Raw genomic sequence first — 24,463 nt, 5'->3', positions numbered from 1 at the left:
CGCGCGGGCAGGCACCGGCCGCCGTCAGCGGTGGGCCGCGGGGGTGCCGTCCGTGGTGCGCACCGCCGTCGGCTGCTCGTGCTCCAGGAAGGTCTCCGCCCGCGTCACCGGCTCGCGGGCCGGCAGCGTCCGGAAGACCCAGGAGCGGTACGACCAGAAGCGGAACAGCGTGCCGATGCCGATGCCGAGGAACTTGAAGATGTTGCTCTGCAGCGGGCTGTCCCAGCCGAAGCCGTACGTCGCCGTGTAGAGCACGCCGTTCTCGATCACCAGCCCGACCGCGCTGAACACCAGGAACAGCGACATCTCGCGGGTCCGGCGGCCCTTGTCGCGGTCCCGGTAGGTGAAGTAGCGGAAGCCCAGGTAGTTGAAGACGATCGCGACGACGGTCGCGATGATGCTTGCCCGCACCACCGCGAGGTCGGTCACGTGCCGCACCAGGTTGAAGACGAGCAGGTTGACCAGGACCCCCGCGCCGCCCACCGCGCCGAACTTCACGACCTCACGGGCCAGCCGGCCGATCCGCTCCCGCACCGCGCCACGGGGTGCCGGGGGTACCGGGGGCGTGGGGGGAGCCGTGTGAGCACCCGAGGAACCATGTCCCATGGTCGTGCAGGCCCCCGTCCATCGGTTGGCGTCAATCCGTTCATGCTAACCACCCGGACGCGCGATCTTCCTGCGGACGGACGCCGGGCGATGGGAAAGAGGGGCCGTACCCCCGGGGAAACGGCCGGTAAACAGGTGGGCCTCGCGCGGCCGATACGCTAGGGGTGTGACGTTCCCCGTAGTCGGCATGGTCGGCGGTGGCCAGCTCGCTCGTATGACACACGAGTCTGGCATCCCGTTGGGCATCAGGTTCAAGCTCCTCAGTGACACCCCTCAGGACTCTGCGGCGCAGGTCGTGAACGAAGTCGTCATCGGCGACTATCGCGATCTGGACACGCTGCGCGAGTTCGCGCGCGGCTGTGACGTGATCACCTTCGATCACGAGCACGTGCCGACCGAGCATCTCAGGGCCCTGGAGGCGGACGGCATCCCCGTGCGCCCAGGGCCGGACGCGCTCGTGCACGCCCAGGACAAGGGCGTGATGCGCGCGAAGCTCGACGCGATCGGCGTGCCCTGCCCGCGGCACCGGATCGTGCGCGATCCGGCCGACGTGGCCGCCTTCGCGGACGAGGGCGACGGCTTCCCGGTCGTCCTCAAGACGGTCCGCGGCGGCTACGACGGCAAGGGCGTATGGGTCGTGGACTCCGTCGAGGAGGCCGCCGAGCCGTTCCGGGCCGGTGTGCCCGTGCTGGCGGAGGAGAAGGTCGACTTCGTCCGCGAGCTGGCCGCCAACGTGGTCCGCTCCCCGCACGGCCAGGCGGTGGCGTACCCCGTCGTCGAGTCCCAGCAGGTGAAGGGCGTCTGCGACACGGTGATCGCGCCCGCCCCCGACCTCGACGGGACGCTGGCGCTCCGGGCCGAGGAGATGGCGCTCAGCATCGCCAAGGAACTGGACGTCGTCGGCCACCTCGCCGTCGAGCTGTTCCAGACCCGCGACGGCCGCGTCCTCGTCAACGAACTGGCGATGCGCCCGCACAACTCCGGCCACTGGACGATGGACGGCGCGATCACGTCCCAGTTCGCCAACCACGTCCGCGCGGTCCTCGACCTCCCCCTCGGCGACCCGCGCCCGCGCGCCAAGTGGACGGTCATGGTCAACGTCCTCGGCGGCGACTACCCGGACATGTACTCCGCGTACCTGCACTGCATGGCCCGCGACCCCCAGCTGAAGATCCACATGTACGGCAAGGACGTGAAGCCCGGCCGCAAGGTGGGTCACGTCAACACCTACGGCGACGACCTGGACGACGTGCTGGAGCGCGCCCGTCACGCTGCCGGCTACCTGAGAGGGACGATCACCGAATGAACCCGGTAAGCCCGGTGAGTCCGGTCGTGGGCATCGTCATGGGGTCGGACTCCGACTGGCCCGTGATGGAGGCCGCCGCCAAGGCGCTCGACGAGTTCGAGATCCCCTACGAGGTCGACGTCGTCTCGGCGCACCGCATGCCGCACGAGATGATCGCGTACGGCGAGCAGGCCGCCGGACGCGGGCTGAAGGCGGTCATCGCCGGGGCCGGGGGCGCCGCCCACCTGCCCGGCATGCTCGCCTCGGTCACCCCGCTGCCCGTCATCGGCGTGCCGGTGCCGCTGAAGTACCTGGACGGCATGGACAGCCTCCTGTCCATCGTGCAGATGCCGGCGGGTGTCCCCGTCGCCACCGTCTCGGTCGGCGGCGCCCGCAACGCGGGTCTCCTGGCCGCTCGGATGCTCGCCGCCCACGACGAGGAGCTGCTGGGCCGCATGCGCGAGTTCCAGCAGGACCTCAACGACCAGGCCACCGAGAAGGGCAAGCGGCTGCGCACCAAGGTCGAGGGCTCCGCGGCCTTCGGCTTCGGGAAGTGAGGCCCGTGACCTCCCTCGACCAGGCCCGCGAGCTGCTGCGCGAGTTCCCCGTCGTCGACGGCCACAACGACCTGCCCTGGGCGCTGCGCGAACAGGTCCGCTACGACCTCGACGCCCGCGACATCGCCGCCGACCAGTCCGCCCACCTGCACACCGACCTCGCCCGGCTGCGCTCGGGCGGCGTCGGCGCGCAGTACTGGTCGGTGTACGTCCGCTCGGACCTGCCGGGCGCGGTGACCGCGACGCTGGAGCAGATCGACTGCGTACGGCGGCTGATCGACCGCCACCCCGGGGAGCTGCGCGCCGCGCTGACCGCCGCCGACATGGAGGCCGCCCGCGCCGAGGGCCGCATCGCCTCGCTGATGGGCGCCGAGGGCGGCCACTCCATCGACAACTCGCTCGCCACGCTCCGCGCGCTGTACGCGCTCGGCGTGCGCTACATGACCCTCACCCACAACGACAACGTGGCGTGGGCGGACTCGGCGACCGACGAGCCCGCCGTCGGCGGCCTGTCGGCCTTCGGCCGCGAGGTCGTGCGGGAGATGAACCGCGAGGGCATGCTGGTCGACCTCTCGCACGTGGCGGCCACGACGATGCGCGACGCGCTGGACACCTCCACGGCACCGGTGATCTTCTCCCACTCCTCCGCGCGTGCCGTCTGCGACCACCCGCGCAACATCCCGGACGACGTGCTGGAGCGGATGGCGGCGGGCGGCGGCATGGCGATGGTGACGTTCGTGCCGAAGTTCGTGCTCCAGGCGGCCGTGGACTGGACGGCCGCCGCCGACGACAACATGCGGGCGCACGGCTTCCACCACCTGGACACCAGCGCGGAGGCGATGAAGATCCACCGCGCCTTCGAGGAGGGCACCCCGCGCCCGGTCGCCACGGTGTCCACGGTCGCCGACCACCTCGACCACATGCGCGAGGTCGCCGGCGTCGACCACCTCGGCATCGGCGGTGACTACGACGGCACGGCCTTCACGCCCGACGGCCTCAGCGACGTGTCCGGCTACCCGAACCTGATCGCCGAGCTGCTCGACCGCGGCTGGTCCCAGGCCGACCTGGCCAAGCTGACCTGGAAGAACGCGGTCCGGGTGCTGGGCGCCGCGGAGGACGTGGCCCGGGGGCTTCAGGCGACGCGGGGGCCGTCCAACGCCACGCTCGAAGCACTGGACGGCTGAACGGTCCCGTCACCGAGGGCGGGGTAGTCGGTGTAGCCGGTCGCCCCGCCCACGTACATGAAGTACCGGTCCCGTACCGGGTTCAGCGGCGCGCCGAGCCGCAGCCGCTCCACCAGGTCGGGGTTGGCGAGGAACGGCCGGCCCAGGGCGATCAGGTCGGCCCCGGCGGCCAGCAGCCGCTCGGAGGCGCGGCGCACGGTGTCCGTGGAGAGTTCCTCGCCCAGCACCGGGTTGGCGATCAGCACCCCGGGCCAGCCGGCGCGGATCTTCCGGAACACCGGCGCGTCCGGGTCGGCGTGCACCAGGTGCAGATACGTGAGCCCGAGCCCGCCGAGCCGCTCGGTGAGCGCCGGGTAGATCTCCTCGGTCTCGCCCTCCGCGATGCCGTTGACGGTGTTGCCGGGGGAGACCCGCAGGCCCACCCGCTCGGCGCCGATCTCGGCGGCCACCGCCTCGACCACCTCGGCCGTGAAGCGGATCCGCGCGGCGACCGAGCCGCCGTAGCCATCGGCGCGGCGGTTGGTGTTGGCGGCCAGGAACTGGTGCAGGAGGTGGCCGTTGGCGGAGTGCACCTCCACGCCCTCGAACCCGGCGTCGAGCGCGTTGCGGGCGGCACGTGCGAAGTCGGCGACGGTGGTGCGGATGTCCTCCTCGCTCATCTCCCTCGGGACGACGGCCGGACGGTGCCCCTGCGGCGTGAAGATGGTCTCGGGCAGCGGCACCGGCGAGGGCGCGACGGGCGTCAGCCCGCTGGTCGCCGGATGCCCGACCCGGCCGCCGTGCTGGAGCTGGAGGAACATCCGCCCGCCCGCCTCCCGTACCGCGTCGGTGACCTGCCGCCAGCCCGCCACGTGCCGCGCGCTGTGGACGGCGGCGATGTTCGGGTACGTCTGCCCGACCGCGTTCGGTGTCGCGGCCTCGGCGACGATCAGTCCGGCGGAGGCGCGCTGGGCGTAGTAGGTGGCCATGAGCGGGGTCGGGGTGCCGTCGGTCTCGGCGCGGTTGCGGGTCAGCGGGGCCATCACCAGACGGTTGGGGAGGGTGAGCGGGCCGAGGGGGGGGCGGAGACGAAGAGGTCTGTTGAGTTCGACATGCCGGTACGGTAGAACCTGACATCAGTGTCAGAATCAAGTCCCGGAGGTGACCGTATGCGGATCGGCGAACTCGCCCGCCGTACGGGCGTCAGCGAACGCTCGCTGCGCTACTACGAGAAGCAGGGGCTGCTCGCGGCCGAGCGCACGCCCGGCGGGCACCGCGAGTACGCGGAGGCGGCCGTCGACCGGGTCGTGCGCATCCAGGAGCTGTTCGCGGCGGGGCTGCACAGCAGCAGGATCGCGCAGTTGCTGCCGTGCATGCGGGACACGGACGGCGGGCCCTCGGTCGTGGCCACCCCCCGTCTCATCGCCGACCTCACCGCCGAACGTGCCCGCATCGACCGCACCATCGCCGATCTGCTCCGCTCCCGGGACACCCTGGACGAGGTGATCGACGCGGCGGCCCGGGGCTGACCGCCTTACCCCCGAACGCCCCACCCACCAGGAAGCCCTTTCCGCTCCGTGCGACGGTGACGGTAACGCACGACGACCGTACGGAGCCCGCCATGGCAGACCTCCAGGACGACCTGCACACCAGCACCGAGGCCGGCGGACTCGTCGACCTGCCCGTGCCGCCTGCCGCGGAGGCCTTCCCGCCGGAGCCCTACGCGCCCGTGTCCGACCCCGACGACGAGCCGCTCACCCGGGCGCACGCCGTGCTGGCCGCCCACCCCGTCGCCGACGGCTACAGCGGCCTGCCCTGGGCGCTCAAGCACCTGCCCTGGTACGACCTGGAGCTCGGCGAGAGCGCCGTCGACACGGACGTGCCCCGGCTCCGCCAAGGCCATGTGGGGGCGTTGTTCTGGTCGCTGCACCTGCCCGACGCCATCGACGGGGACCGGGCCGTCGGCGCCACCATGGAGCAGCTGGACCTGGTCAAGATGGTCGTCCGGGCCCATCCGGAGGGGCTGCGCCTGGCGTACGACGCCGGGCAGGCCATCGACGCCCGCAACTGCGGCCGGGTCGCCGTGCTGCCCGGCCCCGCCGGCGCCGCCGCCCTCGGGGACTGCCTCGGCATCCTGCGTTCCCTGCACGCCCTCGGCCTGCGCGTGATCACGCTGACCGGGGCGACCTGGGCGAACGAGACGGGGCTGACCCGGTTCGGCGAGGAGGTCGTCCGCGAGATGAACCGGCTCGGTGTCGTCACCGACCTCTCCGGCGCCTCCGCCGAGACCATCCGCCGTACCTTCGCCGTCTCCAAGGCGCCGGCGCTGTGCACCCGCTCCGCCGCCCGCGCCCTGCGACCGCACCCCGCCAACCTCCCCGACGACCTGCTCGTCGAGCTGGGCGCGGCCGGGGGCCTGTGCATGGTGCCGCTGACCGCCGAGCAGACCGGCCCGACCGTCCGGGACGTCGCCGACCACCTGGACCACGTCCGCACGGTGGCCGGCCCGGAGAGCGTCGGCCTGTCCGGCACCTACGACGCCGGCACCGCCCATCCGCTGGAGCTAGGTGACGCCTCCTGCTACCCCCGGCTCATCGCCGAGCTGCTGCGACGCGGCTGGGCCGAGTCGGACGTGGCCCTGCTGACCTGGGGCAACGTGCAGCGCGTACTGCGGGGAGCGGCGTTCACCGCCCGCGCGGCACAGCTACGCCGGGAGCCTTCGACGGCGACGATCGCCGAACTCGACGGATGACCGTCACGCGTGACCGTCACGTGCGACCGTCACGCGTGCTCGATCCGGCACAGGCAGAACGGATGCCCCGCCGGGTCGGCGTACACCATGAAGTCCTTCTTCTCCCGGTCCTCCAGGTCCAGCGGCCGGGCGCCCAGCGCGAGCACCTTCTCGTGCGCCGCGTCCATCTCCTCCCAGGTCGCCCCGCCGTCGAAGTCGAGGTGGAACTGCTGGGCGTTGCGGTCGGCGCGCGGCCACTCCGGCGCGGTGAGCCCCGGCGCCCGCTGGAAGGACAGCCGCGGCCCGCCGGGCACCTGGAGCACCACCCAGTCGGGGTCCTGCTCCTCGGGGGTGCCGCCGCCGACCTGCGCGTAGAAGCGGGCCAGTTCACGGGGCTCGGGACAGTCGACGACGACGGAACGCAAACGTGCCACGGGTGCCATGGGGAACCTTCCGGTGTGGGCGGTCTGGGTCTCGCTCAGCAGGCGCAGAGGCAGAACGGGTGCCCGGCCGGGTCCGCGTAAACCCGGAAGGTCCGGGCCCGGTCCTCCGCGTCCAGCGGCCTCGCGCCCAGCTCCAGCACGGCCTTCTCCGCCGCGTCCAGGTCCTTCACGTCGAGGTCGAGGTGGAACTGCTGCGCGCCGTCGGGCCCGGGCCACTTCGGCGGTACGTAGCCGGGGGAGCCCTGGAAGGCCAGCGTCTGCCCGCCGGGCAGGTTCAGGTCGACCCACTCGTACTGGTCGTCGCTCTTGTCCTCGACGGTGCCGCCGAGGACGTCGGCGTAGAAGCGGGCCAGTGCTCGGGGGTCGGGACAGTCCAGGACGACGACGCCCAGTTCGGCGACAGCCATGACTTCCTCCTTGAAGTCCGCGTACTTCGGTTACCGGCAAGGCGCGGGTAACCAGTAACGGTTACTGCATGCTGCCTTATTGGCGGTAACGTCGCAAGCATGAGTGAGAGATCGCCCGCACCGGGCGGCCTGGACCTGGTCGAGACCCTGGTGAACACGCTGGACATCGAGACGGGCGCCGACTCGCTGGACACACCGGAGGGCCGGGCGCGGTTCGGCCTGACGGAGGACGACGTCCCCGGGGCCCGCGAGCTGCGCGAGTCCCTGCGCGCGACCCTGCTCGCCCACGCCGGCCATCCGCCGCACCGCACGGTGACCCCGCTCGGCGAGCTGCTCGCCGGGGCCCCGCTGGTGGTGACGGTCGACGCGGCCGACGGCTCCGCCGCACTGGCCCCGGCCCGGGACGGTTCGTTGATCGCCCGTGTCGCCACCGCCGTCGCCGAGGCGCTGGTCGCGGGCACCTGGATCCGGCTGAAGGCCTGCGAGGCCGCCGACTGCCACTGGGCGTACTACGACCGCAGCCCGGCCGGACGCGGCCGCTGGTGCTCGATGCAGGTGTGCGGGGCGCGCGCCAAGATGCGCCGGTACCGGGCCAAGGAGGCGTGATCCACAGGGGCTTCACCGGCCGCCGGGCCGCCCCGTGATGCAGAATGCGGAAGACGCCGGTTCGGCCGACTGAGCCTCGGCCGAACCGGCGTCACCCGTTCACCGGGTACGGGCTACGCGGTCGGACGGCCCATCGCCCGGTACGTCCAGCCGGCCTTCCGCCAGGCCTGCGGGTCCAGGGCGTTGCGCCCGTCCAGGATCACCCGGGCCGTCACGGCCTCGCCCAGCGCGCCCGGGTCCAGCTCGCGGAACTCCCGCCACTCCGTCAGGTGCAGGACGACGTCGGCGCCCCGCACCGCCTCCAGCGCGGAGTCGGCGTAGCCGAGCGTCGGGAACAGCCGCCGGGCGTTCTCCATGCCCTTGGGGTCGTACACCGTCACCTGGGCGCCCTGGAGGTGGACCTGCCCGGCGACGTTCAGCGCGGGCGAGTCCCGTACGTCGTCCGAGTCGGGCTTGAAGGTGGCACCCAGCACCGCGACCCGCTTGCCGAGGAAGGGGCCGCCGCCCAGCGCCTGCCGGGTCAGCTCCACCATCTGGCCACGCTGGCGCATGTTGATCGAGTCGATCTCGCGCAGGAAGGTGAGCGCCTGGTCGGCGCCCAGCTCACCGGCGCGCGCCATGAACGCCCGGATGTCCTTCGGCAGACAGCCGCCGCCGAAGCCGATCCCGGCCCGCAGGAACTTCTTCCCGATCCGGTCGTCGTACCCGATCGCCTCCGCCAGCTTCGCGACGTCACCGTCGGCGGCCTCGCACACCTCGGCCATCGCGTTGATGAAGGAGATCTTGGTGGCGAGGAAGGAGTTCGCGGAGGTCTTCACCAGCTCGGCCGTCGGGAAGTCGGTGACGACGAAGGGCGAGCCCTCCGCCACCGGCGTCGCGTACACCTCGCGCAGCAGCTTCTCCGCCCGCTCGCTGCGCACGCCCACCACGATCCGGTCGGGGTGCAGCGTGTCCTGCACGGCGAAGCCCTCGCGCAGGAACTCCGGGTTCCAGGCCAGCTCGGCGCCGTCACCGGCCGGCGCGTGCTCGGCGAGGTAGCGGGCCAGCCGGTCGGCGGAGCCCACGGGCACGGTCGACTTGCCGACGACGAGCGCGGGACCGGTCAGATGCGGCGCGAGCGAGGCCAGCGCCGACTCGACGTACGACATGTCACAGGCGTACTCGCCATGCTTCTGCGGCGTGTTCACGCACAGGAAGTGCACGTCGCCGAAGGCGGCGACCTCGGCGAAGTCGGTGGTGAAGCGCAGCCGCCCGCTGGAGCCCTCGATCCCGGCGACGTGCTTGCCCAGCAGTTCCTCCAGCCCCGGCTCGTACATCGGGACCTGGCCGCGCTGGAGCATCTCGATCTTCTCGGGCACCACGTCCAGGCCCAGCACCTCGAACCCCAGCTCGGCCATGGCCGCCGCGTGGGTCGCGCCGAGATAGCCGGTGCCGATCACGGTGATCTTGAGGGCCATGGGTGCTCCAGAGGTGTACGGCGGAGGTGCGCGCCCGAGCATATCCGGGACACCGGGGAGGCCCCCCGGTCGGCTGTCGTCAAGCTCACCTATCCACGGACGCGGAGAGGGCTCTAAAATTTGGGTTACTTAACGGTAGTTAGCGTGCCCAGCATCACAGCGTTTTGGAGCGTGAGAGACCTTGGCCGGATCGGCTGACTTCGACCTGTACCGCCCGTCCGAGGAGCACGACATGCTCCGGGACGCCGTCCGCGCGCTGGCCGAGGCGAAGATCGCGCCGCACGCCGCAGCGGTGGACGAGGAGGCCCGCTTCCCGCGGGAGGCCCTCGACGCCCTGACCGCGAACGACCTGCACGCGGTGCACGTCCCCGAGGAGTACGGCGGCGCGGGCGCCGACGCCCTCGCCACGGTGATCGTCATCGAGGAGGTCGCCCGCGTCTGCGCGTCGTCCTCCCTCATCCCGGCGGTGAACAAGCTCGGCTCCCTGCCGGTGATCCTCTCCGGCTCCGAGGAGCTGAAGAAGAAGTACATGACCCCGCTCGCCAAGGGCGACGGCATGTTCTCCTACTGCCTCTCCGAGCCCGACGCGGGCTCCGACGCGGCCGGCATGAAGACCAAGGCCGTCCGCGACGGCGACTTCTGGGTCCTCAACGGCGTCAAGCGCTGGATCACCAACGCCGGCGAGTCCGAGTACTACACGGTGATGGCCGTCACCGACCCCGCCAAGCGCTCCAAGGGCATCTCCGCCTTCGTCGTCGAGAAGTCCGACGAGGGCGTCTCCTTCGGCGCCCCGGAGAAGAAGCTCGGCATCAAGGGCTCGCCCACGCGCGAGGTCTACCTCGACAACGTCCGCATCCCCGCCGACCGCATGATCGGCGAGGAGGGCACCGGCTTCGCCACCGCGATGAAGACGCTGGACCACACCCGCATCACCATCGCCGCCCAGGCCCTCGGCATCGCCCAGGGCGCCCTCGACTACGCCAAGGGCTACGTCCAGGAGCGCAAGCAGTTCGGCAAGCCGATCGCCGACTTCCAGGGCATCCAGTTCATGCTCGCCGACATGGCCATGAAGATCGAGGCGGCCCGTCAGCTGACGTACGCCGCGGCGGCAAAGTCCCAGCGCGGCGACAGCGACCTCACCTTCCAGGGCGCCGCCGCCAAGTGCTTCGCCTCCGACGTGGCCATGGAGGTCACCACGGACGCGGTCCAGCTCCTCGGCGGCTACGGCTACACCCGTGACTACCCGGTGGAGCGCATGATGCGCGACGCGAAGATCACGCAGATCTACGAGGGCACCAACCAGGTCCAGCGGATCGTGATGGCCCGCAACCTGCCGTAGCCGGCACACGGCTCACGCCGCCGGCCCGGCGCTCAGTCGTCGAACCCCTCCGCCACCCGCCGCTCCCGCAGCTCCATGATCGCGCGGCGGCGGGCCAGGCGGTGGGTGCGGCGGATCTGGGCCTCCTGGTAGCGGCGCTTGTCCTTCTCGGTCTCCGGGAGGACCGGCGGGACCGTGCGCGGCTTGCCGTCCGCGTCGACCGCGGCGAAGACCAGGTACGCCGAGCCGACCTGGGTGGCGGGGGTGGACTCGTTCCAGCGTTCGGCCAGGACCCGGACGCCGACCTCTATGGAGGAGCGGCCGGTCCAGTTGACCTGGGCCTTCACATGGACGAGGTCGCCGACGCGGACCGGTTCGAGGAAGGCCATCTCGTCCATCGACGCGGTGACGGCGGGGCCGCCGGAGTGCCGTCCGGCCACGGCGCCCGCCGCGTCGTCGACGAGCTTCATGATCACTCCGCCGTGCACCGTGCCCAGGAGGTTGGTGTCGCTGTGGGTCATGATGTGGCTGAGGGTGGTGCGGGACGCCGAGGTCGGCTTGCCCGGGATCTCCGGAGTCGCCGACTGCGCGGCCGAGGCCTGTTCTGCCTGGTCTGTCATGGCCTCCACCTTATGCCGGGACGACATCCGAGTAATTTGTGTCAGCTTCGCAACAGCACTGACCTGATTTTCCGACGACCCTTGTATGGCCCGTAGCGCGGACCTGCACACTGGTGCCCATGAATGATTGGCCCGAGGGATGGTCCGGTGACAACCGCGCCGGCCGGTACGGACGCGGCAGCGCGAGCGCACGGCCCGAGAGCGCGCGCGTGATGCGGCAGGTCCGCCGCGGCGCGGCGCCGCCGCCCGGCCCGGGCCCGTCGGCCCCGCCGTACGGCGCCGGGGTGCCGCAGCAGCCGTCGTACGTCGACGGCCAGGGCTACGGCGGCCAGGACCAGTACGACAGCGGCTACAACACCGGCCAGGTCTACGGCAGCCCCGGCGGCCGAGGCCCCGGCCCCGGCGGCCGAGGCCCGGGCCGGCCCGCGCCGGACTGGCGCCGCCGGATCAAGTGGACCGCGATCACGCTGGTGACCGCGCTGGTCGTCACCACCGTCGGCACGTACTTCTGGGCCGACTCCAAGCTCAACCGCGAGGTGGACCTGTCCAAGGTCATCGAGCGGCCGGGCGCCGGCGAGGGCACGAACTACCTGATCGTCGGCTCCGACAGCCGCGAGGGCATGACCGACGAGCAGAAGAAGGACCTGCACACCGGCTCCGCCGAGGGCAAGCGCACCGACTCGATGATGATCCTGCACACCGGGGACAACGGCTCGACGCTGATCTCGCTGCCCCGTGACTCGGACGTGGAGATCCCGAGCTTCGTCGGCTCCGAGTCCGGCAAGACGTACAAGGGCACGGGCCGGCACGTGAAGCTGAACGCCGCGTACGCGGAGGACGGCCCCGAGCTGCTGGTGCGCACCATCGAGCACAACACCGGGCTGCGCCTGGACCACTACGTGGAGATCGGCTTCGCCGGCTTCGCGAACATCGTGGACGCGGTCGGCGGCGTCGAGATGGACATCCCGCAGGACATCAAGGACCCCAAGTCCGGCGCCGACTTGAAGAAGGGCAAGCAGACCCTGGACGGCCAGGACGCCCTCGCCTTCGTCCGTACCCGGTACGCGCTGGCCGGCTCCGACCTGGACCGCACCAAGAACCAGCAGAAGTTCCTGTCGGCGCTGGCGAGCCAGGTGGCCACCCCGTCGACCGTCCTCAACCCGTTCAAGCTGTACCCGACCATGGGCGCCGGCCTGGACTCCCTCATCGTCGACAAGGACATGGGCCTGTTCGACCTGGCGAGCATGTTCTGGGCGATGAAGAGCGTCAGCGGCGGCGACGGCACGTCGATGAACATGCCGGTCTCGGGCAGCGTCGGCGGAAACCTCAAGTGGGACGACGCCAAGGTGAAGAAGCTGGTCGAGCAGCTGAAGAACGACGAGAAGGTCACCGTCTCCGGCAACTGAGGCCGGAGGGGCCCCCAGCGGGTCACTTCTTCCCGCACACCACCTCGTCGCCCCGCACCACCGTGCCGGACTCCTGCGGCGGGTCCGCCGGCTTCACCTTCACGACCTCCTTGAAGTCGGCGCCCGCGACCACCTTCAGCGTCGGTCCCTGGCCCTTGACCGGCCGCAGCTCGCTGCCGGGCAGGGCGGCGGCCAGCGACTTCGCCGAGCGGTCCCAGCGGGGGTCGAAGGCGACGACGGTCCGCTCGACCGCGCGGTCGGTGGCGTTCCGGGGTGCCCGGGTGGTGCGGAACCCGGTCGCGGCCAGCGCGTCGTCGACCCGCTTGCCGAGTCCCCGGGTGTGCGTGCCGTTCTCCACCTGGACCCGGATCTGCTTCGGGTCCACCGGGACCCGGACCGGCGCCGGACCCTTCGGCTTCGGCTTGGGGGCGGCCAGCGGCTCGTCCTCGCGCAGGGCGTCGAAGATCCGCTCGGACTTGGCCGGGTCCCACTTCAGGGTCGAACCGACGCCCTTGACGGCGTAGCCCATCTGCCCGATCGGCACGGTGGTGAACTCGGACGAGGACGGCGAGAAGTTCCGCATAGCCCGCCCGAGCGCCAGCAGCTCGTCGGTGCCGAAGCCCTCGTCGGCCCGCACCGAGCCCAGCACCGCCTGGGTGACGTCGCGGAACTTCAGCGGGTTCAGCAGGAGCCCCGAGGAGGTCGCCCGGTCGATCAGGGCGGCCAGGAAGCGCTGCTGGCGCTTCATCCGGCTGAGGTCCGAGGCCCCGTCGAGGTGGCGGGCGCGGACGTACTGCAGCGCCTGCCCGCCCGTCAGCTCGTGGGTGCCGGCCGGCAGGTCGAGCCCGGTGTAGCTGTCCTTGAGCGGCTGGACGGTGCAGATCTGCACACCGCCGAGGACGTCCACCGTCTTCATGAAGCTGGTGAAGTCGACCTCCAGGTAGTGGTCGATCTTCACGCGGGTCATGCTCTCCACGGTGCGGATGGTCAGCTGCGGGCCGCCCTCCGCGTAGGCCGCGTTCAGCTTGAGGGGGTGCCCCTTGTGGTGCTCTCCGGTGGTGCGGTCGGTGTGGTCGGGCGTCTCGGCGTAGGAGTCGCGCGGCAGGCTGACCACGCTCGCGCGCTCCCGGTCCTCCGAGATGTGCACGATCATGATCGTGTCGGTGCAGTGGCAGGGCGCGCCGCCGAGGCGGTACTTCTGCCGTTCCTCCTCGCTGATCCGGTCGCGGCCGTCGGTGCCGACCAGCAGGACGTTCATGCCGTCGCCCGCCCGCGGCCGGTTCTTCATGTCCTTGAAGGCGTCGACCCGCGAGATGTCCGAGTCCAGGCCGGAGAGCACCGCGTGCCCGATTCCGGCGGAGGCGAGCACCACCACGGACAGGGCGGTCACCGCCCGCATGGCCCAGCGCGGCTTCTTCCGCCGTACGGGGGGCCTCGGCGGGCGGCGGGACGGACGCGGGCCGCCGCGCTGCGGTGGCGGGCCGCCACGGGGGGACGAGGCCGGGACCCGGGGGGAGCGGGGCGGCGTGGGCAAGGTGACACCTCCGCGGGGACGGGCCGTGCGGCCGGACGTGGGATCCGTGAGCACCGTAGGCCCATACGATCTGCTGCCCGGGGCTGTGACCCCCGCGGCGCGCACCCGTGTCCCCCGTTCGCGGTAACGTGAGCACCGATGAACGCCAAGTCCGACGTGCGGCTGCCCGCCGTTTCCGTGATCATGCCCGTCCTCAACGAGGAGCGGCATCTGCGCGGCTCAGTCCGCGCCATCCTCGCCCAGGAGTACGCCGGCGAGATGGAGGTCGTGATCGCCCTCGGTCCCTCCGCGGACCGTACGGACGAGATCGCCGCAGAGCTCGTCGCCGAGGATCCGCGCGTGCACACCGTGCCGAATCCCACCGGCCGTACGCCCGCCGCGCTGAACGCCGCGATCAAGGCCTCCCGCCATCCGGTCGTCGTCCGCGTCGACGGCCACGGCATGCTCTCGCCGAACTACATCGCCACGGCCGTACGGCTCCTTGAGGAGACCGGCGCGCAGAACGTCGGCGGCATCATGCACGCCGAGGGTGAGAACGCCTGGGAGGACGCCGTCGCCGCCGCGATGACGTCGAAGATCGGCGTGGGCAACGCCGCCTTCCACACGGGCGGCCAGGCGGGCCCCGCCGAGACCGTGTTCCTGGGGGTGTTCCGCCGCGAGGCGCTGGAGCGGCAGGGCGGCTACAACGAGGAGTTCATCCGCGCCCAGGACTGGGAGCTGAACTTCCGTATCCGCGAGGCCGGCGGCCTGATCTGGTTCTCGCCGGAGCTGAAGGTGTCCTACCGCCCGCGTCCGAGCGTGCGGGCGCTGGCCAAGCAGTACAAGGACTACGGCCGCTGGCGGCACGTCGTCGCCCGCTACCACTCCGGCTCCATCAACCTGCGCTACCTCGCCCCGCCGACGGCCGTGTGCGCCATCGCGGCCGGCGTCGTGGTGGGCGCGGCGCTGACCCCGTGGGGCTTCGTGATCCCCGGCGGTTACCTGGTCGCGATCGCCGCCGGCTCGGTCCCGGCGGGCAGGGGCCTGGGGCTGAAGGCGCGGGCGCAGATCCCGGTGGCGCTGGCGACCATGCACATGTCCTGGGGCTGGGGCTTCCTGACCAGCCCGCGGTCGCTGGCCAAGCGGGTCATCGCCTCACGGCGCCCGGCGGTGCGGCCGGCCGCCGACACCGACGCCGCCGGGACCAGGTGACGCCGGGCCGGATCAGGCTCAGGACCAGGTGAACGCCGGGTTCACGTGCATGCAGGCGCTCTCGTCCGCGCCGTTGAGGGCCTCGGCCGACTCCGGGGTCCGGTCGTCGGACGCGGGCGCCCTGTACGTCGTCCCCTCGCGCCAGTCGGCGCCCACGACGAGCGTGACACCCGAGACGTCGGTCGACCGCTGCACCGAACCCACCGGAATCCCCAGGGCCTTGGCGACCCGCTGTGCGTCGCCCTCCAGGTCGGCGCTCGGGTAGCGGACGACCGTACGGTCCTCGCTCGGCAGTACCGACGGGTCCGCGACGGCCTTGGCGAAGCCCTGCTCCACCAGCAGCCCGGCGACCGTGTTCGCGCGCCCGCGGGCCACGCCGAGGCGGTCCGTGCGGGTGCCGTTGCGCACTTGGACCGCGATCTCGTCGTCGGCGGCGGCCGGGTCGTCCGAGACGTCCGCCGCCTCCTCGTCGGCCGCCTTCTTCTTCGCGTCCTTGCCGTCCAGCGCGATGTCCTCGCGCACCAGCCGGAACAGCTGCTCCGCGTCCTCGGTCGGCTCCACGCGGGCGCCCACGTACCGGTTGGGCATCGTGGTCATGGTGATGCGCTCCGGCTTCACCTCGCGCAGCTCGTCGCTGAGGTCGTACAGCTTCTTGACGGTGTCGAGGCCCGGGTCGACCGTGAGCGCCCGGGTGGCCTCCTCGGCCAGCCTGCGCAGCTTGTTCGGGCTGCTCAGGGTGGCGTTCTCGCGCAGCGTCCGGACCATCGAGTTCAGGTACATGTGCTGGGCCTTGGCCCGCGCGAGGTCGCTGCCGTCCTCGAAGCCGTAGCGGGTGCGCAGCCACTGCAGGGCCTGCTCGCCCTTGACCGGGTGCGTGCCCTTCTCCAGCTTCAGGCCGGAGCCGTGGCCCTGACCGTCGCGCGAGTGGATGTTGGCGTCCACGCAGACCGGGACGCCGCCGACGGCGTCCGCCATCGACACCACGCCCGCGAAGTCGACCATCACGAAGTGGTCGATGTGGATGCCGGTCAGCTCCTGCCAGGTGGCCACCGTGCAGCCGGGGCCGCCGTGTCCGAGGCTCCGGTTGGTCATCACCCGGCCCTCGCTCGCCGGGTAGACCTTCCCGTCGTCCGGGTCGGTGCACTTGGGGATCTTCACGAGGGTGTCGCGCGGCATGCTGACGACCGACATGTTGCTGCGGTCGGCGGACAGGTGCACCAGCATCTGCACGTCCGCCAGCGGCGTGGAGCCGAACGTCTCGCGGGCGCCGCCGAGTTGCTGGTTCGCCTCGCTGTCCCGCGCGTCCGATCCGATGACGAGGATGTTCAGCGGGGTCTGCCCGGCCGCGTTCGGCGTCGGGGCGGCGACCTTGTTGTCGCCCAGGTTCAGGGGGTCCTTCTTGATGTTGTCGTTGAGGTGCTCGTAGTAGAGGTAACCGGCGCCGGCCGTACCGGCCATGAGCACGGCGAGCGTCACCGCCGTCCAGCGCAGCACCCGGCGTCCCCTGCGGGGCCGGCGTCTGCCCGCCTCGGCGCCGCCGTCGCCTTCCTCGCTCTCCGCCTTCCCGTCCGCCTCGGCACGCTCGGGGGCGTCCGGTGCGCCCTGTCGCGTGTCCTCCCCCCGCACACTGCTCCGCGTCATGTCCGCGTCCCTCCCCACCCCCGCGCCACCGCGCGGGCCCGTCGCCGTCCTGTGAGACGTACGGCAGGCCCGTCAGGTCAACTGGCGCACTGCTTCTGGTCGGCTGTGGACTTCTCCACGTCCGGCGTCTTGAGGGAGGCGGCGTCGAGTTTGACTCCGGCGCCCTTGAAGTCCTTGCCGAGGGTGAGGGTCATGGTGGGCAGGCCCTGGGCGTTGGTGACGCTCTCGCCGGGCTTCATGGCGGCGCCGGACAGGCCGAGGATCTCGGCGAGGGCGCGGGCCTGGGCCGCCTGGTCGGGGGCGTATTCGAGGGTGGTCTTGGCGACCTCCGCGTCGGCGTTGCCCGCGTTCTCGGACTTGGTGACGCCCGCCTCCGTCTGGAGGTACTGGAGCTCCTTCTGGGCGCTGCCGGCCGGGGCGCCGCCGTTCATGACGCGGACGCGCACCTCGGCGGGGTCGGACTTCTCGCCCTCGAGCCGGGCGGCGACGGCGGCCTTCTCCTTCTTCTCCTGCTTCTTGACCTCGGTGAAGGAGATGTCGTTCCTGATCATGTCGAAGATCTGGGGCGCCTCCGACGGATTGGGGACGACCGTCGCCTTGACCTTCTCGGCGGGGTTGTCGATCACCGGCACCGTCAGGAACGTGATGTTCTTCGTCGGCACCTTCTTCAGCTCCAGGGCGATGTCCTTGAGCGTGCCCACGTTGCCGATGGGCTCGTCCACGGTCAGCGCCTTGGTGGCGGCCTCGGCGAGCTTCACCAGCTTCGTGGGACTGGTGAGAGTGTCGCTGGAGGACATCTTCCGCATGAGCGAGCCCAGGAACTGCTGCTGCACCTTGATGCGGTCCAGGTCGCCCTCGTTGCCGAAGGCGTGCCGGGTACGGACGAAGGCGAGGGCCTGCTCGCCCTCGACCCTGGACTCGCCCGCGGGCAGCTTGAGGTGGGACTTCGGGTCGTCGACGGCGTTCTCCACGCAGACGTCGACGCCGTCGACGGCGGTGGTGAGCGTCTTGACCGCGTTGAAGTCGGCCATCATGAAGTGGTCCGGCTTGATGCCGGTCGCCTCCTTGACGGTGCGCATCGTGCAGCCCGCGTTCCGGCCGCCCTCGCCGAGGCTCCGGTTGAAGCGGACGCCCTGCTCACCGGGGACGATCTCCGACGAGCCGTCCTCCTGCGTGGTCTCGCAGTCGGGGATGTCGACGATCAGGTCGCGGGGGATGCTGAGCGCGGTCGCGTTGGAGCGGTCCTTGGCGACGTGCAGCAGGATCGTGGTGTCCGCGTGGCCGACGCTGCCGGCGTCGCCGTAGCCCTCGTTGCCGGCTCCGGTGCGTTTGTCGGTGCCGATGATGAGGATGTTGAAGGCCTCGTCCTTGCTGAAGCTGCTGCTTCCGGCGTTGCCGACGTCCGTCGTCGAGACGTTGCCCTCGAGGTGCTTGAGGTAGACGTAGCCGCCGACGCCGGCCACGAGGACGACGAACGCGGTGGAGCCGCCGACCCACAGCAGGGCCTTCTTGCCCTTCGACTTCTTCGCCGGCCGGCGTCCGCGCCGCCCCGGCTCCTCGGGCGCCGGACGGCGCCGCCGCTGGGGCGGGACCTCCCGGCCCGGCGCGGCCGTACGCCGTGCCGAACGGGCGGTGCCGCCGCCGGCGGAGGAGGCATCGGTGTCACGGGGGGCGGGCCTGCGGGCGCCCGGCACGGACGACTGCGGTGCGGAAGGGGGCAGTCGCAGTTCGTATTCACCGGTGCGCGGATTCAGTACCCACTGATCTGCGGGATCGACGTCATCTGCCCGCCCACGTCCTTGCGCGTCCACGGTCTCCCAATCCTCCGTCGGGGCCACGCGGCACCTTCTGCCGGAAGGCGCACGATAAAGGGTCAACATGTGCACGACGCCAGGGCGGACCTCGCGGCGGGGGCACTGGAGCGCTCACACTATCCGTCCAGTTCGGTGTCGAACGACACCGGTGCCACATTCGACGCCCCTACAACAGGGCATTCCCTCCTATTTTCCGGAACTCCTACCATCGGTACGGCTTGTACACGTCCATGCACTTGCTGGTGTCCGAGCCGTTGATGGCGTCGCTGGTGTCCGGCAGGTCTCCGGCCTCGGGCGTCTTCTGTTCCGGGTATGACGTGCCGGAGCGCCAGTCCGCTCCCACGACGAGCGTGATCCCGGACACGTCGGCCGACTTCCGCACCGCGCTCGCCGGAATTCCCAGTGACTCGGCGACGCGCCGGGCGTCGCCCGCCAACTCGGCGCTCGGATAACGGACCACGGTCCTTTCCTCGGACAGCGCGGCCGAGGTGTCCTTCGTCGCCTTGCCGAAGCCCTTGCGCACCAGCGCCTGGGCGACCGCGCCCGCACGGCCGCCGACCGGACCGAGGGTGGCGGAGCGGGTGGCGTTCTGGACGGTGACGCCGATCTCGGAGTCGGGGGCGGCCAAGCCCTCGGAGGGCTTCTCGCCGGAGTCCTTCCCGCTGCCCTCTCCGGCGTCCTCCCCGGCGGCGGCGTCCTTGCCGCCGCCCTTGGCGCCCTTGTCGTCGAAGGACACGTCGTCGCGGAGCATCGCCCACACCCGCTCCGCGTCGTCGCCGGCCGGGAGCAGGTGGTTCGCGTTCCGCGAGTCCTGAACGGTGGGCATCGTCGTCATGGTGATGCGGTCCGTCGGCACCGTCTTGAGCTGCATGCCCAGGTCGTAGAGCTTCTTGACCGTGCCGATCTCCTCGGAGACCGTCAGGGACTTCGTCGCCGCCTCGGCCAGGTCCATCAGCCTGCCCGTGTCGGTGAAGACGTTCTGCCCCTTCAGGGTGCGGATCATCGAGTTCATGTACATGTGCTGGGCCCGGGCCCGCAGCAGGTCGCTGCCCCAGGCGTGCCGGGTGCGCAGCCACTGGAGCGCCTGCTCGCCCTGCACCTTCTTCCGACCGGCCTCCATCTTCAGTCCCGAGCCGCCGGGCACGCCGGGCAGCGGGCGGTCCCACACGTTCTGGTTCACACAGACCTCGACCCCGCCGACGGCGTCCGCCATCGACACCACGCCCGCGAAGTCGATCGTCATCCAGTGGTCGATGTAGACGCCGGTGAGGTTCTCCCAGGTGGCCAGGGTGCAGCCGGCGCCGCCGCGGCCCAGCGACTCGTTGATGATCGTGTTGGTCGCCGGGTACTTCTCGCCGCTGTCCGGATCGGTGCACTCGGGGATGTCGACCCGGGTGTCGCGGGGGATGCTCACGACCGCGGCGCTCTTGCGGTCCGCGGCCAGGTGGATGAGCATCTGCACGTCGCCCAGCGGCGGGTTGTCGCGGTTGTTCTTGCCGCCGCCCAGCGACACGTTGGCGTCGGAGGCGCGGCTGTCGGAGCCGACCAGCAGGATGTTCAGCGGCGTCTGTCCGGCCGCGTTCGGCTCGGCCTTGTGCGCCTTGGAGTCGCCGCTGCTGCGCTCGCCCTTCTCGATGTTGCCGTTCAGGTGCTCGTAGTAGAGGTATCCGGCGCCGGCCGTCCCGAGTATCAGCACCGCGAGGGTCGTCGCGGACCATCGGAGCGCGCGGTGCCGGCGTCCGGCCCGCCGCCGCCCGGACCGCCTGCCGTTCCCGCCGCCCGGGCCTCCCTGGCCGCCCGGGCCCGCGCCACTCCCGCCACCCCCGTCCCGGGCGCCCCGGGCGCCCCGGGCGCGCCGGACGGCGCCCGGTCGTGTCCCCTCCCCGTGCACACTCTGCGTCATGCCTCTCCCCACCCGCGGACCCGCGAACGCCCCGCTGCGCACTGCCCGTTCGCACAGTTGGACGTACGGGCCCCCTCGTTGGCTGTACGGCGGTCCCGACGAATTGCTCGCGTCCCGGAGGGCTGCTTCCGTCCCAGCCGTCTCCCGGGCGCGCCGATGGACTGTCGTACTGTCAGACGCACGTGGAGCCCGTCAGGTCACTTCGCGCACTCGACCTTGTCCGCCGTGGACTTCTGGACCTCTTCGGGCGCCTTGGCGGAGGCGGCGTCGAGTTTGACCCCGGCGCCCTTGAAGTCCTTGCCGAGGGTGAGGGTCATGGTGGGCAGGCCCTGGGCGTTGGTGACGCTCTCGCCGGGCTTCATGGCGGCGCCGGACAGGCCGAGGATCTCGGCGAGGGCGCGGGCCTGATCGGCCTGGTCGGGGGCGTATTCGAGGGTGGTCTTGGCGAGCTGCGCGTCGGCGTTGCCCGCGTTCTCGGACTTGGTGACGCCGGCCTCGGTCTGGAGGTAGGCCAGCTCCCGCTGGGCGCTGCCGCCGGAGGCGCCGCCGTTGAGGACGCGGACGCGGATCTCGGAGGGGTCGGACTTCTCGCCCTCCAGCCGGGCGGCGACGGCGGCCTTCTCCTTCTTCTCCTTCTCCGACTCCTTCTTCTTGACCTCGGTGAAGGAGACGTCGTTCCTGAGCATGTCGAAGACCTGCTGGGCGGGCTCCTCCTGGAGGACGACGGTCGCCTTGACCTTCTCGGCCGGGTTGTCCTTCACCGGCACCGTGGCGAAGGTCAGGTTCTTGGTGTCGAGCTTGCCCAGCTCCAGCCCGAGGTCCTTCAACTTGCCGATGCTGTCCAGCTTGGAGTCGACGGTCAGCGCCTCGGTCGCCGCCTCGGCCAGTTTCACCATTTTCGACGGGCTGGTGAGCGTGTCGTTGGACTTGAGCTTGCGCATCAGGGCGCTGAGGAACTGCTGCTGGATCTCGATGCGGCTCAGGTCGCCGCCGAAGCCCACGGAGTGCCGGGTGCGCACGAAGGCCAGCGCCTGCTCGCCCTCGATCGTGTGCTCGCCCGCGGGCAGCTTCAGGTGCGAGTCGGGGTCGTCGATGTCCTTCGCCAGGCACACCTCGACTCCGTCGACCGCCGTGGTGAGCGTCTTGACGGCGTTGAAGTCGGCGACCATGAAGTTGTCGGGCGTGACCCCGGTCAGTTCGGTGACGGTCCGCATGGTGCAACTGGGCGTACGGCCGCTCTGGCCGAGGCTCGAGTTGAAACGGACGCCGGTGGAGCCGGGGATGACCTTCGTGGACCCGTCCTCCTGCGTGGTCGGACAGTCGGGGATGTCGACGATCAGGTCGCGGGGGATGCTGAGCGCGGTCGCGTTGGAGCGGTCCTTGGCGACGTGCAGCAGGATCGTGGTGTCGGCGTGGCCCGCGCTGCCCGTGTCGCCGTAGCCCTCGTTGCCGGCGCCGGTGCGCTTGTCGGTGCCGATCAGCAGGATGTTGATCGCCCTGTCCTTCTGGAAGCCACCGGTGCTCGCGCCGTCGTCGGCGACGGACTTGATGTTGTCGTTGAGGTGCTCCAGGTAGAGGTATCCGGCCGTGCCGACGGCGAGCACGACGAACGCCGTGGTGCCGCCGGTCCACAGCAGGACCTTCTTGCCCTTCGACTTCTTCTTGGCGGGCCGCCGGCGACCGCGCCGTCCGGGCGGCGGCTCCTCGGGCGCGGCACGGCGTCTGCGGGGAGGGGGGACCTCACGGTCCGGGGCGGACGAGGGAGCGGCCGCCGACGCCTGTGCGCCGCGGCCGCGTGACCCGCCGGGTGCGCGTGATCCGCCGGGAGCGCGGGAACCGCGGGTTCCGCCGGGCGCGGCGGTTCGGGGGCCCGGGACCGTCGACTGCGGTGCGGAAGGGCTCAGTCGCAGTTCGTATTCGCCGGTGTCCGGATTGAGTACCCACTGGTCTGCGGGGTCGATGTTCTCCGCCCGCCCACGGCTTTGCGCGTCCACGGTTGTCCGAATCCTCCGTCGGGGCCACGCGGCGCCTTCCCCTCAAGGCGCACGGTCTCGCTCACTCGGTACGCGGCCTCGGGCAGAACCTCGTGGCCGGGCACACCGGAGCGCTCACATTAACCGCCCGATTCGGTGCGAGGCGACGGCAGTGTCACATTCCACGAATCTTACAACTGGGCAATCCGGCGCATTTATTGGACAATTGTCCACTCTTTCGTGCCGACCGCGTCCCGCCTCGCGCCCACCTTGCGTCGTCTTGGAATGCGCTTTACTCGCAGATGTCCTCCGCGGCGGTGTTCCCGCTGAACGTCGGTGCCGGGGAATCACCGCCGCCGGGTTCGCGGGGGTTCCCGGAACCGGCCGGCGCGTCCGGCTCGGCCGCCGCCGCGATCGCCACGGGTTCGTCCGTCCGCAGGCGGGTGAACAGCTTCTCGGCGTCGGGCTCCGCGAGTTGGTCGCGATTGGCGTCGCCCGCGTACGACTCCCGGGGGACGGTCAGGAATTGCACGCGTTCGGTGGGAATGCCGCGCAGTCCCCGAACGAGGTCGTACAAACCACGCAGACTCGCCAGGTCCGGATCCGTCGTGAGGGACGACGTGGCCGCGTCCAGAACGGGATACAACTTCACCGGATTCAGCAGTACGTGATTGCTCTGCGCCTTGTTGACGAGCGCCCCCAGGAAACGCTGCTGCCGGTCCATCCGATCGGTGTCGCTGCCGTCACCGAGCGACTTGCGGGCGCGGACGTAGCCGAGTGCCTGCTCCCCGTCGAGCGTGACCCGGCCGGCGGGCAGTTTCAGCTTGGCGTCCTCGTCGTCGACCGGTTTCCGCAGGCACACCTCGACGCCGTCGAGCGCGTCGACCAGCTCCTTGAAACCCTGGAAGTCGACGACCACGTGGTGGTCGATCCGAACACCGGTCAGCTTCTCGACCGTACGGATCGAGCACGCCGAACCGCCTACCTCGTAGGCGTAGTTGAACTGCGCCAAGACGGGCTCGGTGCGTGACCCGTCGGGGCGGCGGCAGTCGGGCACGTCCACCATCAGGTCGCGGGGGAGGGAGACTGCGGTGGCGCTGTCCCGGCCCGCGGCCAGGTGCAGCAGGATCGTGGTGTCCGACCGCTCGGTCCCGTCGTCCCGCCCGTAGCGCTCGTTGCCGTCACCGGACCGCGAGTCCGACCCGATCAGCAACACGTTCTGGGCGCCGCGGACCAGCGAGGTGGGCCGCTCCTTCTCGTACCGGGCCAGTTCGGCCGCCGCCGCCTCGTCCGACGTGATGTTGCCGTCCAGCTTGGCGTACACCGCCCATCCGACCCCCACGGCTCCGACGGCCAGCACGGCGACCACGATCCCGGAACGCCCCAGCAGCCGCCTGCGCCGCCGCCGCCGCAGCCCGTCCCCGGTCGCGGACGCCCCCGCCCCGGACGTCGGGCCCCCCTTGCCACCGCCCCCGTCGAAGGGCGCGCCTGCGTCGTCATCGCTCACGTCTCCCTCCGTCCCGCACACGTGCGCTCCTACGACCATGACCCGAGCGAGCGCCAGAGGCGGAGCGGGCCTGAGCCGAACGGGGCACGCCCGCCCCGACGCCCAGGGCCGCTCACGGGTACGCGCTCGCTCGGACGGCCAGGGACACCCGCTCGCCTCGACGTCCAGGGGTACGCGCTCGCCCCGCCCGCTCACGGGCACGCGCTCGCTCGGACGGTCACGGGTGCGCGCCCGCCTCGACGTCCACGGGTACGCCTCATCCCCCTCACGGGCACGCGCTCGCCTCGACGCCCAGGGGTAC

Annotated in this window: 21 protein-coding genes; 9 read left to right on the top strand and 12 right to left on the bottom strand. The window is 71.3% G+C overall.

The features are described 5' to 3' along the window. Positions 1 to 24: 24 nt before the first annotated feature. Positions 25 to 606, bottom strand: coding sequence for a GtrA family protein (locus ACFW48_RS07120; protein WP_386311204.1), 582 nt, complete (start codon positions 604 to 606; stop codon positions 25 to 27). A gap of 166 nt (positions 607 to 772) precedes the next feature. Here ACFW48_RS07120 and ACFW48_RS07115 point away from each other — a divergent pair, with 166 nt between their 5' ends. The 3 genes from ACFW48_RS07115 to ACFW48_RS07105 are packed head-to-tail and all read left to right on the top strand — an operon-like array spanning position 773 to position 3,632. Beyond that, the gene (locus ACFW48_RS07115) at positions 773 to 1,912 is read left to right on the top strand and encodes a 5-(carboxyamino)imidazole ribonucleotide synthase (RefSeq protein WP_386311202.1); all 1,140 of its coding nucleotides are present in this window, start codon (positions 773 to 775) and stop codon (positions 1,910 to 1,912) included. Further along, on the top strand, positions 1,909 to 2,448 hold the full coding sequence (gene purE / locus ACFW48_RS07110; RefSeq protein ID WP_386311200.1) for a 5-(carboxyamino)imidazole ribonucleotide mutase: 540 nt from the start codon (positions 1,909 to 1,911) through the stop codon (positions 2,446 to 2,448). Before ACFW48_RS07115 ends, purE begins: the two co-directional genes overlap by 4 nt. Before the next feature lie 5 nt (positions 2,449 to 2,453). Further along, positions 2,454 to 3,632, top strand: a complete 1,179-nt coding sequence (locus ACFW48_RS07105; RefSeq protein ID WP_386311198.1) for a dipeptidase — start codon at positions 2,454 to 2,456, stop codon at positions 3,630 to 3,632. On the opposite strand, the gene ACFW48_RS07100 is transcribed toward ACFW48_RS07105, so the two are convergent. After that, positions 3,581 to 4,654 carry an alkene reductase gene (locus ACFW48_RS07100; RefSeq protein ID WP_386311196.1) on the bottom strand — a complete coding sequence of 358 codons (1,074 nt, stop codon included), beginning with the start codon at positions 4,652 to 4,654 and terminating at the stop codon, positions 3,581 to 3,583. The two genes, ACFW48_RS07105 and ACFW48_RS07100, sit on opposite strands and share 52 nt — an antisense overlap. A 126-nt stretch (positions 4,655 to 4,780) precedes the next feature. On the opposite strand from ACFW48_RS07100, the gene ACFW48_RS07095 reads away from it, so the two are divergent. Beyond that, complete coding sequence (locus ACFW48_RS07095; RefSeq protein ID WP_386311194.1) at positions 4,781 to 5,140, top strand: MerR family transcriptional regulator; 360 nt, start codon at positions 4,781 to 4,783, stop codon at positions 5,138 to 5,140. Between the two features lie 92 nt (positions 5,141 to 5,232). Beyond that, positions 5,233 to 6,363, top strand: coding sequence for a dipeptidase (locus ACFW48_RS07090; protein WP_386311193.1), 1,131 nt, complete (start codon positions 5,233 to 5,235; stop codon positions 6,361 to 6,363). 29 nt (positions 6,364 to 6,392) lie between these two features. On the opposite strand, the gene ACFW48_RS07085 is transcribed toward ACFW48_RS07090, so the two are convergent. Together ACFW48_RS07085 and ACFW48_RS07080 are read right to left on the bottom strand one after the other, a co-directional pair. After that, positions 6,393 to 6,785, bottom strand: a complete 393-nt coding sequence (locus ACFW48_RS07085) for a VOC family protein (RefSeq protein ID WP_386311191.1) — start codon at positions 6,783 to 6,785, stop codon at positions 6,393 to 6,395. A gap of 35 nt (positions 6,786 to 6,820) precedes the next feature. Further along, positions 6,821 to 7,192, bottom strand: a complete 372-nt coding sequence (locus ACFW48_RS07080; protein ID WP_386311189.1) for a VOC family protein — start codon at positions 7,190 to 7,192, stop codon at positions 6,821 to 6,823. A 99-nt stretch (positions 7,193 to 7,291) separates the two neighbouring features. Here ACFW48_RS07080 and ACFW48_RS07075 point away from each other — a divergent pair, with 99 nt between their 5' ends. Then, positions 7,292 to 7,798: a CGNR zinc finger domain-containing protein gene (locus tag ACFW48_RS07075; protein ID WP_386311187.1), complete on the top strand. Its 507-nt coding sequence runs from the start codon at positions 7,292 to 7,294 to the stop codon at positions 7,796 to 7,798. Positions 7,799 to 7,911: 113 nt separating this feature from the next. On the opposite strand, the gene ACFW48_RS07070 is transcribed toward ACFW48_RS07075, so the two are convergent. Continuing rightward, on the bottom strand, positions 7,912 to 9,255 hold the full coding sequence (locus tag ACFW48_RS07070; RefSeq protein WP_386311185.1) for a UDP-glucose dehydrogenase family protein: 1,344 nt from the start codon (positions 9,253 to 9,255) through the stop codon (positions 7,912 to 7,914). A gap of 181 nt (positions 9,256 to 9,436) precedes the next feature. On the opposite strand from ACFW48_RS07070, the gene ACFW48_RS07065 reads away from it, so the two are divergent. Beyond that, entirely contained in the window at positions 9,437 to 10,594 is a 1,158-nt protein-coding gene (locus tag ACFW48_RS07065; protein WP_386311183.1) for an acyl-CoA dehydrogenase, read from the top strand. A gap of 32 nt (positions 10,595 to 10,626) precedes the next feature. On the opposite strand, the gene ACFW48_RS07060 is transcribed toward ACFW48_RS07065, so the two are convergent. Beyond that, positions 10,627 to 11,193 carry an acyl-CoA thioesterase gene (locus tag ACFW48_RS07060; RefSeq protein ID WP_386311181.1) on the bottom strand — a complete coding sequence of 189 codons (567 nt, stop codon included), beginning with the start codon at positions 11,191 to 11,193 and terminating at the stop codon, positions 10,627 to 10,629. Between the two features lie 119 nt (positions 11,194 to 11,312). On the opposite strand from ACFW48_RS07060, the gene ACFW48_RS07055 reads away from it, so the two are divergent. Then, entirely contained in the window at positions 11,313 to 12,599 is a 1,287-nt protein-coding gene (locus tag ACFW48_RS07055) for an LCP family protein (protein ID WP_386311179.1), read from the top strand. A 22-nt stretch (positions 12,600 to 12,621) separates the two neighbouring features. Here ACFW48_RS07055 and ACFW48_RS07050 read toward each other — a convergent pair whose 3' ends face one another. Beyond that, positions 12,622 to 13,998: an LCP family protein gene (locus ACFW48_RS07050; RefSeq protein WP_386311178.1), complete on the bottom strand. Its 1,377-nt coding sequence runs from the start codon at positions 13,996 to 13,998 to the stop codon at positions 12,622 to 12,624. A gap of 273 nt (positions 13,999 to 14,271) precedes the next feature. On the opposite strand from ACFW48_RS07050, the gene ACFW48_RS07045 reads away from it, so the two are divergent. Then, positions 14,272 to 15,324 (top strand): glycosyltransferase family 2 protein, encoded by a 1,053-nt coding sequence (locus ACFW48_RS07045; RefSeq protein WP_386311177.1) that lies wholly within the window; start codon positions 14,272 to 14,274, stop codon positions 15,322 to 15,324. A gap of 18 nt (positions 15,325 to 15,342) precedes the next feature. On the opposite strand, the gene ACFW48_RS07040 is transcribed toward ACFW48_RS07045, so the two are convergent. The 5 genes from ACFW48_RS07040 to ACFW48_RS07020 form a co-directional block, all read right to left on the bottom strand. Further along, positions 15,343 to 16,965 (bottom strand): LCP family protein, encoded by a 1,623-nt coding sequence (locus ACFW48_RS07040; protein WP_386311175.1) that lies wholly within the window; start codon positions 16,963 to 16,965, stop codon positions 15,343 to 15,345. Between the two features lie 77 nt (positions 16,966 to 17,042). Next, the gene (locus ACFW48_RS07035) at positions 17,043 to 18,776 is read right to left on the bottom strand and encodes an LCP family protein (protein ID WP_386311173.1); all 1,734 of its coding nucleotides are present in this window, start codon (positions 18,774 to 18,776) and stop codon (positions 17,043 to 17,045) included. Positions 18,777 to 18,981: 205 nt separating this feature from the next. Continuing rightward, complete coding sequence (locus ACFW48_RS07030) at positions 18,982 to 20,682, bottom strand: LCP family protein (RefSeq protein WP_386311171.1); 1,701 nt, start codon at positions 20,680 to 20,682, stop codon at positions 18,982 to 18,984. Positions 20,683 to 20,879: 197 nt separating this feature from the next. After that, the gene (locus ACFW48_RS07025) at positions 20,880 to 22,676 is read right to left on the bottom strand and encodes an LCP family protein (protein ID WP_386311170.1); all 1,797 of its coding nucleotides are present in this window, start codon (positions 22,674 to 22,676) and stop codon (positions 20,880 to 20,882) included. Between the two features lie 271 nt (positions 22,677 to 22,947). Further along, positions 22,948 to 24,201 carry an LCP family protein gene (locus ACFW48_RS07020; RefSeq protein ID WP_386311169.1) on the bottom strand — a complete coding sequence of 418 codons (1,254 nt, stop codon included), beginning with the start codon at positions 24,199 to 24,201 and terminating at the stop codon, positions 22,948 to 22,950. Between the last annotated feature and the right edge of the window lie 262 nt (positions 24,202 to 24,463).

Origin of the sequence: Streptomyces sp. NPDC058812 (assembly GCF_042744565.1) — a bacterium.
Classification (GTDB): domain Bacteria; phylum Actinomycetota; class Actinomycetes; order Streptomycetales; family Streptomycetaceae; genus Streptomyces; species Streptomyces thinghirensis.
Note: the sequence above shows the minus strand (reverse complement) of the source record. Positions and strands in the feature narration are given on the sequence as shown.